At 52.2% G+C, this 12,487-nt stretch carries 13 protein-coding genes and 1 pseudogene; 1 reads left to right on the top strand and 13 read right to left on the bottom strand.

Features of this window, described 5'->3' with window-relative positions:
* Positions 1 to 10: 10 nt before the first annotated feature.
* From FHS18_RS08250 to FHS18_RS08195, 13 genes and pseudogenes are all read right to left on the bottom strand, one after another.
* Positions 11 to 370 (bottom strand): DUF6463 family protein, encoded by a 360-nt coding sequence (locus tag FHS18_RS08250; protein WP_183598919.1) that lies wholly within the window; start codon positions 368 to 370, stop codon positions 11 to 13.
* On the bottom strand, positions 364 to 594 hold the full coding sequence (locus tag FHS18_RS08245; RefSeq protein ID WP_183598917.1) for a hypothetical protein: 231 nt from the start codon (positions 592 to 594) through the stop codon (positions 364 to 366). The genes FHS18_RS08250 and FHS18_RS08245 overlap by 7 nt, the downstream gene beginning before the upstream one ends.
* 36 nt (positions 595 to 630) lie before the next feature.
* Positions 631 to 1,815 carry an ArsA family ATPase gene (locus FHS18_RS08240; RefSeq protein WP_183598915.1) on the bottom strand — a complete coding sequence of 395 codons (1,185 nt, stop codon included), beginning with the start codon at positions 1,813 to 1,815 and terminating at the stop codon, positions 631 to 633.
* A 63-nt stretch (positions 1,816 to 1,878) separates the two neighbouring features.
* Positions 1,879 to 2,355 carry a MarR family winged helix-turn-helix transcriptional regulator gene (locus FHS18_RS08235; RefSeq protein ID WP_183598913.1) on the bottom strand — a complete coding sequence of 159 codons (477 nt, stop codon included), beginning with the start codon at positions 2,353 to 2,355 and terminating at the stop codon, positions 1,879 to 1,881.
* 199 nt (positions 2,356 to 2,554) lie between these two features.
* On the bottom strand, positions 2,555 to 3,736 hold the full coding sequence (locus FHS18_RS08230) for a styrene monooxygenase/indole monooxygenase family protein (RefSeq protein WP_183598911.1): 1,182 nt from the start codon (positions 3,734 to 3,736) through the stop codon (positions 2,555 to 2,557).
* A gap of 213 nt (positions 3,737 to 3,949) precedes the next feature.
* On the bottom strand, positions 3,950 to 4,900 hold the full coding sequence (locus FHS18_RS08225) for an NAD(P)-dependent alcohol dehydrogenase (protein WP_221401247.1): 951 nt from the start codon (positions 4,898 to 4,900) through the stop codon (positions 3,950 to 3,952).
* Between the two features lie 262 nt (positions 4,901 to 5,162).
* On the bottom strand, positions 5,163 to 5,570 hold the full coding sequence (locus FHS18_RS34280) for a putative collagen-binding domain-containing protein (RefSeq protein ID WP_281378702.1): 408 nt from the start codon (positions 5,568 to 5,570) through the stop codon (positions 5,163 to 5,165).
* 36 nt (positions 5,571 to 5,606) lie between these two features.
* Positions 5,607 to 6,590: pseudogene (locus FHS18_RS34275) on the bottom strand (glycoside hydrolase family 140 protein); the annotation flags it as partial.
* A 280-nt stretch (positions 6,591 to 6,870) separates the two neighbouring features.
* A complete protein-coding gene (locus tag FHS18_RS08215; RefSeq protein ID WP_183598907.1) occupies positions 6,871 to 7,632 on the bottom strand; it encodes a thermonuclease family protein in 762 nt (253 codons plus the stop codon).
* Between the two features lie 122 nt (positions 7,633 to 7,754).
* Positions 7,755 to 8,858, bottom strand: a complete 1,104-nt coding sequence (locus tag FHS18_RS08210) for an LLM class flavin-dependent oxidoreductase (protein ID WP_183598905.1) — start codon at positions 8,856 to 8,858, stop codon at positions 7,755 to 7,757.
* A gap of 40 nt (positions 8,859 to 8,898) precedes the next feature.
* Entirely contained in the window at positions 8,899 to 10,257 is a 1,359-nt protein-coding gene (locus tag FHS18_RS08205) for a hypothetical protein (protein ID WP_183598903.1), read from the bottom strand.
* A gap of 31 nt (positions 10,258 to 10,288) precedes the next feature.
* The gene (locus tag FHS18_RS08200; protein WP_183598901.1) at positions 10,289 to 11,062 is read right to left on the bottom strand and encodes a DODA-type extradiol aromatic ring-opening family dioxygenase; all 774 of its coding nucleotides are present in this window, start codon (positions 11,060 to 11,062) and stop codon (positions 10,289 to 10,291) included.
* Positions 11,063 to 11,080: 18 nt separating this feature from the next.
* Positions 11,081 to 11,725: an alpha/beta hydrolase gene (locus FHS18_RS08195; protein ID WP_183598899.1), complete on the bottom strand. Its 645-nt coding sequence runs from the start codon at positions 11,723 to 11,725 to the stop codon at positions 11,081 to 11,083.
* Between the two features lie 194 nt (positions 11,726 to 11,919).
* Between FHS18_RS08195 and FHS18_RS08190 the strand changes: the two genes are divergently transcribed.
* Positions 11,920 to 12,471 carry a helix-turn-helix domain-containing protein gene (locus tag FHS18_RS08190; RefSeq protein ID WP_183598897.1) on the top strand — a complete coding sequence of 184 codons (552 nt, stop codon included), beginning with the start codon at positions 11,920 to 11,922 and terminating at the stop codon, positions 12,469 to 12,471.
* The last annotated feature ends 16 nt before the right edge of the window (positions 12,472 to 12,487 follow it).

Below are 12,487 nucleotides of genomic sequence, written 5' to 3'. Positions count from 1 at the left end.
CAGTTCGGTTTCACGCTCGCGTCAGAACCCACGCCTGCGGAAGGCCGAGCCAGAAGCCCGATACCGGCATGATGACTGCCCCAATGAGGCAGATCACGAACAGCAGCCATCCGAATGAAGCCGGCGGCGCGATGCCTTTCTTTTTCATCAGCCAATCCGAGATATACCCGATCAGCATGAGCAGCAGGCCGAACATCATGAACCAGAACGCCGTCCCGCGCTCCCATTGCCCTTCGCCGACGGTGTTCCATAAGCCTTCGCTGAAGATGGGAACGAAATGCTTCGCGTAGATCGCGATCCCGACTATCGAATGTAACAACCCGGTCAGCATAAGCAGAAGGCCTATTGGACGTTTGGTACGACTCACCATATTGTTCCGCTCCTCTCTGTACGGTCAGCAGACCGCTCATCGCCTGCAATATTAATCTTGCGGGCAGCAGGCGGGTTCTGCTCTTCCTCCAGCGCGTCGATGACGATGTCGATGACCGACCGAGATGCGAGCAGCCATTCTTTGACGGCGCTTCGCATATGTTGCTTCGTCTGCCGCTGCTCGAATTGTGCGAACAGCCGCTCCGCGCGTACCAAAGTCTCCATTAACCTTTCCACCCCTAGGCTCCCCCGCATCGTCCATCAACCCTTCCTCTGGTTATCTCGACCGCCGAACCGGATCAACAGCCTGTCGTCCGCGAATTTGGCGCCAATCACTTGCCGCCCCATGAGCGGCCGCGGCAGGATGACCTTGCGCTTGTAAGCACCTGCATTGACCGTCAGCTCATCTCCCGTCTGCGTCAGATCCAGCTCCGCCTTCGCGATGAAAGGGAGATGGAGCTCCAAGATCAGCTCCCCATCCTCTTCGCGGATCGACTCGGTTCTGCCGCGGTAGAACATGGCGGCCGGGTCCCGGTCACCGTAGACGACATTTGCCAGCTCATTCAGAATGTCCTTCCCGACGACCTCCTGCTGCATCATCGGCGCTTTCAGAATCGGCAGCGGGCGGAAGTTCACGTCGATCTCCTCCTCGTACTTCTTCTGAAGCGACCGCCAATGGGCGAAGTAGCCTTCTCCCGCCTCATCCGGCAATATCCGGTTGACGATGACGGCATCCGTGTTGAAGCCGAACAGGTTCAAATACGTGAACGAGCGCTTCGCCTCCGACAGCACCATCTTCTCCGGATTCAGCACGATCCGGACAGACGTAATATCGGGATCGAGGATGAACTGCTGCATCTCTTCCAGCCCGCGCGCGAACCGCTCGATGCTGTCCAGCACATCATCGGAGGGCAGCTCGACGCCTCCCACGATCTTCGACACCGGCCGCACGAGCTTGATCAGCCTGCGTTCATGCGGGAAGATTTTATCCAGCCACCAATTCAGCACGTTCGGATAGCTGAGCAGCCGCAGCGTCTCTCCAGTCGGCGCGCAATCGACGATCAGCACGTCGAACATCCCGCTCTGCGCATGTTTCTTGATCTGCAGCAGGCTGAATAGCTCCTCCATACCGGGGAACACCAACATCTCTTCCGTCGTAATGTCGCTCAGCTGCGCCTTATCTAGGAGTTTGGTCAGCCAACTTTGCACGGCTCCCCAATTGTTCTCCGTCTCTCGCAGGCTGCTCACTTCCTGTCCCCACAGGTTCTCGTCAAGCTGAACCGGATCCGGCCCGATCGGCATCCCTAGCGAATCGGCCAAACTATGCGCGGCATCCGTGCTCAGAATAAGCGTTTTTTTGCCTGCTCTTGCCAGCTTAACAGCCGTTGCGGCCGCGATACTCGTCTTCCCGACGCCGCCTTTTCCCGTGTAGATGATGATCCGCATACCATTCGCTCCTTTTAGTACGATTTCGTAGTAATTGTGTAAAAAAGAGACCGGTCAAACCGGTTACTCCTCAATCGTAATTTTGACCGAAGCCTTCTTCGTTTCGGGCAGTTTAGAAGGTCCGTCGCTTTGGAACGCTCTTGCGGCCTTGAGAACAAGCATCGTAAACTGTTCCAGTTCTTCAGGCGTAAATACCGCCTCCAGCCTTCCGAGCAGCGAGAGCATCATCTGCTCCGATTCCTTGGCAATTTGTTTCCCCTCTTGCGTCAAGGTGACCCGTTTTACCCGTTGATCCTGCGCGGATGTCGCACGGGCGATAAAGCCTTTGCGCTCCAGCCGTTTGGCGATGCTCGTCATGGAACTGAGCGGCGCTCCCATCTCGGCTGCCAGCTCGGACATGGTCAGGTCTCCCCGGAAGAGCAGAATGAGCAGCGTGGATAGATCCGACCGGGTCACCTTCTGCTCCAGAGGCTGCGTTTCGGTCATAAATGCGAACGGGCGTAGACCGGTCTTGAGGAATAGGTCATATAGCTGCTGCATACCGGCGGCTCCTTTAATACGAATTCGTAGTTCTTTCAATGTCAATTTACTACGAAAGTGTACTATAGTCAACCCTTAATTTGGTAAAGCTTCTATGGCTATCCTTCTCCGACCTGCATGGAATCTAATCAAATAAACCGTTCTCCGCATGCATGGCATGACGGAGGACGGTTTTGTTAGCGCGCTTTGTTCGGACGATTCACGCCCTTTCAGACGCTTGAGTAAAGGCCTCGTAAGCGCTTGAAGGATGCTCGAACCAGTGCGCGATTCGATTCGCTATCTCCTGTTCTTGGGCGGCTTGCATCAACATCTGCGCAATATGCTCCGGCAATGGGCCCGTCATCGCGTTCGTCCAATTTGTCACCGCCGTTACGTACGGTCGGATACGACACCAATACGCCATGCCTACTTGTTCATCCCAAGGGGAGTCCTTGTGCTCCAAGAGAGTGGTTAACAGCTGCTCCGCGCAATAAGAGGCGGTGTTACACCCCTGACCCGTTATCGGATCTGCAAGAATGGCACTATCTCCGCATCCTAGGATTAGTCTATCGCCGTGCATCCCATATGGCCTTCGGACAATTGGCGTAATCGCCGTCTGGAGATAAGCTCCATGTTCCACCAGTGAAAAATGCTCCGCATGGATTCGCGCATAAACCCCCGGAAAGTGATTGTGCACGATTGTCTTCATTCGCTCCTCAAAATCTTGCGCAGACTTGATCCCCTTAAACGCGTCCAACGGCCCTTCGGGCACCGCTTCAATAAACAAAATGGTAACCGGCCCCTTTTCAGTTAAAGCTGGGATTTCGAACATTTCACCGGCACCGGGAAGTACCGTTATCGAAATCCCCTCAGGCATAACGGGGGACACGCCGGTAAAATAGCCGACAATACATTTCCGCTGCGGTGTCTGAAAGGGCGTAAGTTCTTGCTCTATGGGAAACGGGAACAACGGACCTGACTTGCCCGTCGTATCGATCAATAGATCGTAGTTTTCAGCTAGTTCCCCGATTTCATTTGGTTTTACTCTCGCTTTGCGAAAAATCACACCTTGCCGCGTCAGATCGGACGTTCCTGCAGCGAAAGCATAGCGCTGGTCAACTGACTTGGCCGGGCTAGCGAGTTTTCCCACGAATAGCTTCTGCGAGCCCATGTTAAAATGGATCGTGTGAATCGGCGGCGCTCCATCCACCGCTTGCATTCCAAATCGCTGCGCTCTCTCCAGCGCCGGATGAAAATGAACTTGCGTGGATCGAATTCTTCCTTGGCGAATTTCATCCAAGTCCTCGTAATGGTGCACCGTCACGTCGAATTCGTTCTTCAAAGAGTAGGCTAGCTGTAAGCCGGCAACCCCGTTACCGATAATTCCAATCCTTTTCCTCATACCTTCACCTCTCCTATATCACTTCCATTTAGACTATGCTTCGGGGCGATAACTATGTAGCAAATTGATCCGGGCATTTCGCAAGAGGCCGTTCAATAATGATAGATTCGCCTTAAAATTCATCACGGCCAAATAGTAAAAGGAGCATGCCGCGGCTGCTCCTTTTAGTTGCTCTGTTTATTCATGTAGCGCCTCTCGGAAATATCCGCCTATTTACATCCCAAGTACGATTTTCCCTTTGGTTCGCCCGCTTTCAATATGCCTGTGAGCCTCTACAATCTGTTCTAATGGATAGCATTTCTCAACAACGGAACGAATTTTATTATCCTCTATCAGTTGACTCAAAAATCCCATATCCAAGTCATTCGGTTTGGCAAGATGGATCTTAGCCTTCTTGCGACCAATCATAGGACTAACCATCAATTGAAAGGGGTGGTATTTGGGGCGTAGGGGCTGTTCTGTAATATAAATCCCGGTCTCGGTAAGAGAACGCATGCAGTTGAAGAAAGTTCTCTTACCTACAGCATCCAGAATGATATCGTATTTTTCTCCTTTGTCAGTGAATTCCTGCTTCGTATAGTCGATCACGTGATGTGCTCCAAGCCTTCGCACCCACTGGATATTTGAAGTACTGCAAACAGCGGTTACCTCAGCCCCATAATATTGCGCAAGCTGAACAGCAAAGTGCCCAACGCCGCCCGAAGCTCCATAGATTAATACCTTTTGACCCTGTTTAATTTGTGCTACATCCCGCATTGCTTGCAGTGCCGTCAGGCCTGCGCAGGGTACAGCCGCTGCCTCTTCAAACGATATATTTTGGGGTTTAAGAGTTAGTACACTCTCACGAGGACACACATATTCCGCATGAGATCCGAAACAACTCCCGAATACTTCATCGCCAACCTTAAATTTTTTTACGTTATTGCCAACAGCCTCTACCGTACCCGCAACGTCTATGCCCAATATGGGATTTTTGGATTTCGTAAGACCATGCTCTAACCGTAATGGTAAAAATCCTTTACGACACAGATAATCGAATGTATTGACCGAAGCATTACGTACCCGAATCAACACCCTATCGTCATCCTTGATAGATGGCTTTTGCGTGTCCCTGATCTCCATAACCTCAGGCGAACCATAGGAATTAAAAATCGCTGCTTTCAACCTTTTAACCTCCCATAAGATCAACTTAGAGATCGATTGAACTGTCCTCATAGATAAACGCTTCTTCAAAATGTATTTTATATCCAACCCTACGTCAAGGAAACTTTACATATATAAATTCGGCCTATCTGAACCAAACTGCCAGCAACTTAACAACACAAATAGAGCAGCTGCCGCGGCAAGCTGCTCCTGGCTATCCGAACTATCGTCTCCTATTTGCTGAAAGTTTAGAGGGTTATTTTCTTAAGCATTAACTTGCGCGTCACTCGACCGTTGGGAAGAAAACTTCGTCTTCCGCTTCCTCTTTCTTCTCCGATTGCAAGTTTGAGGTGTTAGATCCGGGAGCTGCATACCCAACTTCTGCGTCGTCGAGAACAAGAACCCAATCGTTTTCTTTACCCGCTGTCGGCGTAGTGAACGTAACGATGGTTTTCTCGCTGATTGATGCGAACGGTCTCGTCAGTAGAGATCCGTCCGAGTCGTAACATTGTCCGTCACGGGGATTAAACCACCAAGCATGAATCGTTGATCCCTTCATGTGTGTCAGGTCAATCTTTTCAGTGCCGCCGCTAGTAAAGTAGATCCATGCAAAGCTGCCCTCACTGTCCATGCAGGCCTGTCGATGATCTTCCAGGCAACCGTCGGCACAATTCTCGGGATGAGTTAACATCTCTTGGCATGGCTGCACGCGGTGGAAGGGACGGGAATCCATAAGGTCACGTAATACCTTCATCTGCCATGCGCCTGGCCGGTCCATTGCTTCTTGCCACGTATAGAGCGTACGTTCATCTTTTTTTCTGGCAAAGCGCCAAATGCTATGATGCCCGTAGGTATGTCCGCAGGAACCCGCAAACAGCGACCAGTATGCCCTTCTTCTTACATTCCATTCTCCATGGGTTTGGATCGGATAGGTGAAAGGGAATGCCGAAGGCATCTCTTCATAGTTAGGCTCCCCGTCCAGCACAGGCTTAACAGGCGCCTTTTTGTAATCTTTTTCTACTTGCTCGTAGCTTCGAATGGAAGGGTTGTGGCCGGACTGCAGCATATTAAAGCTGATCCAAGCGTCTTCATCCGTCCAGTAATCCGTCGTGGAATAGAGCGGCGGATTGCCAAAGCAGCTGGTATGATACGTGATCAGAAGATCGCTCCAAGCCTTATCCGGTTGATTCCATTTCAGGTCTTTACCCAGGACGCCTTTGGCAAGCCCCTCCGCCATCTTCCTCCACAAATTCCGATAATCGACCCCGTCATGGACCGGATGCCGGTCTCCGCCCAAGGCCCAAATGAGGTTGGATTGCGCGCGATATCGTTCCCCTAGCCATAACGCATAGGCATAAGCATTGTCTACCGTTATGATCTTATCGAATTTCTTCCCGAACCAATTGTCGCCGACGACTAGCTGCCCCCATACCGGCAATAGCAGCACATACAGTTCAAGTTCTTCGGCCATTTGAATCACTTGATCCAGATACTCGAAATACCGAATGTTGGGCGTTAAAGGATTATCGTCGATTAACGCTTTCTCGCCGCACGGGGATCTCATCTCCAGATCGGCTTCCGGATCCAGGGCAACAATCTGAATGACGGAAAAACCCTTTTCCTTGCGGTTCGCCAGATATTCCTTCACATCTTTCCAGTGGAGTTCAGTTGCAATCGTCCACGCGGTATCGCCAAGCCATAAAAACGGTCGTCCGCTCTCTCTGTTTCAAGTCCTCTTCCATTAGCCGAGATATACAACCGTTCACATTTCCTTGTTACCAAAAGATTCGCCCACTTTCATCGTCTCTTGTTGGATATCCATCTGATCTTACTGACGATTGTACGCTTCCTCCGCTAATTGCTCTAACGTTATCTAGACTTGTTGACAACAAGATTTCGACCAATTTTGTATTCATGAATATGTATTGAAAAAAACGACCGCTCCCCAGTGGAATTCAGGGAAGCGATCGTCACTTCATCTCATGCTCTTCTTATGATTTCGGCTTCCGGAATCCTGCGGCAACGGCTTCCGCTTCCGTGCAGAACATCTCTTCGGCCTTGGTCTGTTCGTAGGAACGGTTGCCCGGCACATGATAGATCTTGTCGCCCTTGGCATTGATATTGCCTTTTATCGTAGGGTTCGCGCATGCGGCGGCAGGCACGTCTTCTTCAGCCGCGGCTTCCCCGCTCGCTGGCGCTCCGGAGCTAGCCTCAGCCTCTTCAGGATGGAAACCGTCATCTTGGACATAATTCTCGATACTCCAGATTCCGATTCCCTGCTGCTGCGCTTTCTTCTGAATGTTGCGGAACTGATCCACATATTTGACATTCGGGGCATAGACATACGCGACGCGTACCAGCCCCCGTTCCAACGCCATCTCGTTAAACATGCGGTCGTCAATCCATACATAGGCGAGCAGCCTGCCGTATTTGTCCCGTTCGGAGACGTCCAACTCCAACTGCACGGTTTGGTTCGACAGCGTCTTCTTGGCGAAGTCGGACGCTTCGGGCCCGAAAGGCTGCACGGGCTTGCTCGGGTGAACCGTCTCCGGCCCATCAATCAGCAGCATGCGGACGGTTTCTTCCGTGTTGCCCATTTTAACTTTGATCGTATCGGAATCGACGACCTTGATCACCTTCGCATCGATTCGATTGGCATTGCCAGTCTCTGTTGCAGCTCCGCAGCCGGCCAAGAGCAACACCATCATCAGGAAGCCGATAATGGCGGTAACGGATAATGATTGCTTGTTCATGATGTAATCCTCCATGCTGATTCCCTAGTTGTCGATATCTCATTCATTATGAACCTATTGGTAAAATGAAACAACCGTCCCTTGGCTGCGTGCCAAGGGACGGTTGCGGATGAAGAAATCTCTTACGTTCCTACTCGCTCAAGAGCGCTGCTCGCGAGTGTCTTGCTCGTCTCCCTCCGCACGACCGGCGCGATCTCGCTCGCGATCAGTTCGATGGTCTCGGCAACCTGCCGATAAGGCAATCCGCCGATATCGATCTGGGCGAGGAAGCGCTGATGGCCGAACAGCTCATGTTGGCGCAGGATTTTCTCCGTGATCTGCTGCGGACTTCCTACGAACAAGGCCGTCTCGGGACTAGCCATTTGTTCGAAATCCGCTCGAGTCATGTTGAAGGCCATTCCACGTTGACGATTGAAGTACGTCCAATAATTGCGGTAATACGGATAAAATTCATCCATCGCTTGTTGGCTCGTTCGCCCGATATAACCATGCCCCGTTATGCCGATCTTCAGCTGCTCACTGTTGTAGCCAGCCTGTCTGCCTGCCTCGCGGTAAGCTTCGGCCAGCGGTTGGAATCGGCGCGGGTCGCCGCCAAGCATGGCAATGGCCATCCCGAGTCCGGAACGGCCGGCCCGGACTGCGCTCTCCAATGTTCCCCCGACGCCGATCCAGATCGGCAGCTGCTGTTGGATGGGTCTTGGCGCGACTTCGGCATCGCTAAGCGACGAGCGGAACTGGCCTTCCCAAGTAACGCGCTCCGTCTCGCCCAGCTTCAGCAGGAGCTCCAGATTTTCGGTAAACAGGGCATCATAATCCTTCGTGTCATACCCGAACAGCGGGAAGGATTCCACGAATGCTCCGCGGCCCGCAATAATCTCCGCGCGTCCGTCCGAGATCAGATCGAGCGTCGCGAAATCTTCGAAAAGACGAACCGGATCCACCGTGCTCAAAACGGTCGTTGTGCTCGTTAGCTTAATATTCTTGGTCGCTTGAGCGATGGCAGCCAGGATGACAGGCGGGGCAGTCGCCGCGTAGTCCAACCGGTGATGCTCCCCGACGCCGAAAATATCGAGCCCTGCTTCATCGGCAAGCTTGGCCGCCGCAATGATCTCTTTCATCCTTTGATGCGCGCTTACCGATTGATTCGTATGCGGGTTGGGAACGAGGTCGCCCAGTGTATACAGACCGATCTCCATTCCTTTAGTCGTGGTGCGTTCCTCTCTCATCTGAACCTATCCTCTCTATCTCTATCGCTCATCTTTCTAACTATCCGAGCGCAAGCACGACATATATAAGTAAACTAATCGCCATAACGCCTGCGAATTTGTAATTCGGCGCGGCTAATTCGAATACCGACTTTCCAAGTAGTCCTGACAACAAGTTATTCACGGCCGATGCCGGCGATATCGGGTTGGATAATGCCCAGCTTCCGAGCAGCAGCACCGCGAAGTACGTCGGGCTGATCTGGACGCTGACCGGATCGATGCCCCCGGCAAGCATGGTCACGGGTACGATGGGATGAAGGCCGAGTAAGGATGTGCTTGCGATCACAATTACGGTCAAGATGGAGAAGGTGACGGAGATCGGCAGCGGAACATGGTCCAGCAAGCTCGGCACCATCGCCCCGAAGTTCGTAACCCCGATCGAACCGCTGAAGAAACCGGCGGCCAGGAATAATGTGATTTCTTTTTGCAGCGCTTGTAACGTAACCGTCACGTGCGTCCTGATCCCTGCTCTGTATATGGACATGGCTCCCTTCACCAGGCACCACAATAACGGGAAACCTACTGCAGCGATACAGATCAACAAGACCATGGGCAGCTCGATCAAGCGTTCCATCACCAAAATGACCACGATAGCGGCGATTAAGTAAATTCCGAGTTCGAACGGGAACCTTCCTGCCGCCTTACCTGTCTCCTCCAATTGGTCGGCCGCTTCTAACTCCGCATGCTGCAGCTTCCGATAGTCGACGAGCAAGCTTACGACGAGGCTGAGGAGCGCAAGCCCAAGCATATAGGGCAGAACGGACGACCAAGGGAGCCGAAGCGATGAGGTCACGAGCGTCATGGCCGCAAAATAAGGCGACCACAGAATCGCGCCCGCGAAACCCCGGTTCAGCGCATTGGCCAGCAATAGGCTCATGCCTGGCTGCGGCTTCACGAATACCATTTGGTACACGACAGGGATCGAGCCGACGTTGATGAATACGCCCATGATCTGCGTAAGCAGCTGCGTCCCGATGAATAGCGCATTCTTGCTGCGCAGCTTCGCATCGTAGAACCGCTTCAAGGACTCGACGTATGCGGGAATTCGCACCGGAATGCCGAACAGCGGAGCGAAGAGGAACAGCGTTACGATCGTCACGTTGATCCCCGCCGACTCGAACCATACCTTCGCATCGACTTGCTGAACGGCTAGCAGGACGACTCCCGCGGCCACGAAGAAACTCGTCAACCAAAGCGTCATCCCCTTTAGTTTCGGCAGCAGCAGGGCGATGGCGGCAAACACCAATCCGCCCAAGAGATAGACCAGCTCTTCAAGCGGCGCCACCTGAAGGACAATATAGACGGCGGCAATGGAGAAGATGATCGTCCTCTCCACGACAGCCTTCATTGCGGTGGGCATAGTTTGAACCGCCCTTCTTTATCATTTCATCTTAATTGAATTGCCAGCAGCTCAGGCTTAAGGAGCCGAATTGATAGCTTCGGTGCAGAAGTTCCGCCTTGCGATTCACGTCACCTGTCCCCATCGCAAGCAGCAGCGGAATGAAGTGTTCATTGGTCGGAACCGCGTCTTGGGCATGAGGCGCCTGCTCGCGATAGCGGAACAACGCTTCCGTATCCCATGTCTCAAGCTTGTGCTCGAGCCACTGATCGAATTGCTCGGCCCACGGTTCAGCGCCATCCGGTTGTCCCCAATTTAATAGCCTTAAGTTATGCACCGTTCCTCCGCTGCCGATGATCAGCACATCCTGCTCGCGAAGCGCACCGAGCGCCTTGCCGATCCGATACTGTAGCTCATTAGGCAGATAACGGTTGACGGACAAGGCTACGACCGGAATATCCGCCTCCGGATATAACAGTTTGAGCACCGCCCACGCCCCGTGATCGAGCCCTCTACGTTCATCCTGAACGCTCTGGATTCCATGTTCAGTGAATAAGGCTTGAATCTGCTCCACTAACGCGCGGTCGCTTCCGGCCGGATAAGTCAATTGGTACAGCTCATCTTGGAATCCGCCAAAATCATAAATCGTGTCATACGTCTGGGCCGCGCCGACCGCTTGTACCGTTTCCTCCCAGTGGGCGGAGAACAGTACGATCGCCTTCGGTCTTGGCATCGTATCCTTGAATTGCTTCAGCAGCTTCGTATATTCGTTATCCTCCAGCACGATCGACGGAGCGCCGTGCGCGAAAAAATAGGATGGCATCATCTTATACACTCTCCTTCATTATATGTTGGCATCGGTCTTAAGCCAATTTAAAACGTCCAATTGATTGTCTTCCGATACGCCGTGGTCGGTCGGATATAAGTTGAAGGTCAACCGTTCCGTATGTTCGCGCAGATAAGCGGCCGTCTCATGCCCGATCTGAACGGGGAATACCGAATCAAATTCGCCATGCGATGCGAATATCGAGACATCCTTGATGCTGCGAAGCGCATAATCCGTCTTCACGAATCCGGGAATGTATCCGTTCAACGCTACGATTCCTTTCAGTTGCGTTCCCATTGTCAGCGCAAGCGACATGGACAGGATGGCGCCTTGGCTGAAGCCGAGCAAATACCGCCGGTCCGGATCGACCGGATACTTGTCTGTCGCATAATGAAGGAAGGCTTCGAGATGATGAATCGCTTGGTCGAACATCTCCCGAATCGGATTCCCCAAGCTTTTCAGCTCATAATATTGGTAACCGGCACCTAACGGCAAATTCCCGCGGATCCCGATAATAATTAACTCTTCGGCCAAAGGAGCGACCAATCCGAACATGTTGCGTTCATTCGAGCCTTTGCCGTGCAGCGTGAAGATCGTCGCGTACTTCTTCCCTTCCACCAATCGGGAAGGCATGTGAATGTCGTACGTATACATCAGATTCATGTTCCTCATCCTTATCTTGTAAAATAAGCGGCGCGTTGGCCTATAATAAGACGACCATGCCACCCACGAATATTAGTAATAAAAATATATTTTCTGTATGTGTAATTTATCGCGAATCGCATTGACCTGTCAACAGAAATATTGATAATATGAATTTATGTTTCGTATTACAAATATTATTGAGGTGTGATCCCATGGATATCGGCTCTACGATACGAGCGATCCGGAAACGCAAGAACATCACTATTGCCCAAATATGCGAAGCAACCGGACTATCCCAAGGCTTCATGAGTCAGGTTGAAACGAATAAAACGTCTCCCTCGATCGCCACGCTGGAGAATATCGCTCAAGCGCTCAAGGTTCCGCTGGCCTATTTGCTGCTTAAGAAAGAAGAACGGATGAATATCGTCCGGAAGGACGAGCGAAGAATGACGACCAGCGGTTCGGAGAATCTTAAGGTGGAGCACTTAAGTTTCACCAAGAATGTAAGAACGGTCATCGTCGAGCTTCCTCCGGGCGCTTCGACAGGCGCTGCGCCTAATGCCCATGAAGGCGAAGAAGTCCATGTCGTCATGAAGGGGAGAATCTATGCCGAACAAGGCGAGGATTCGGCCGAGTTCGAAGAAGGCGACTCCTTCAGCTGGAACGCCTGCACGCCCCATCTGGTGCGGAATATCGGCGAAGATACGGCAATCGTGCTGATCTCCGTGTATACCGAAAGCGAGAACGGACCGGAACATATTTAAGCGAAAAAGCCCTCAT

This window comes from Paenibacillus phyllosphaerae (assembly GCF_014192105.1).
Lineage (GTDB): Bacteria > Bacillota > Bacilli > Paenibacillales > Paenibacillaceae > Paenibacillus_Z > Paenibacillus_Z phyllosphaerae.
Note: the sequence above shows the minus strand (reverse complement) of the source record. Positions and strands in the feature narration are given on the sequence as shown.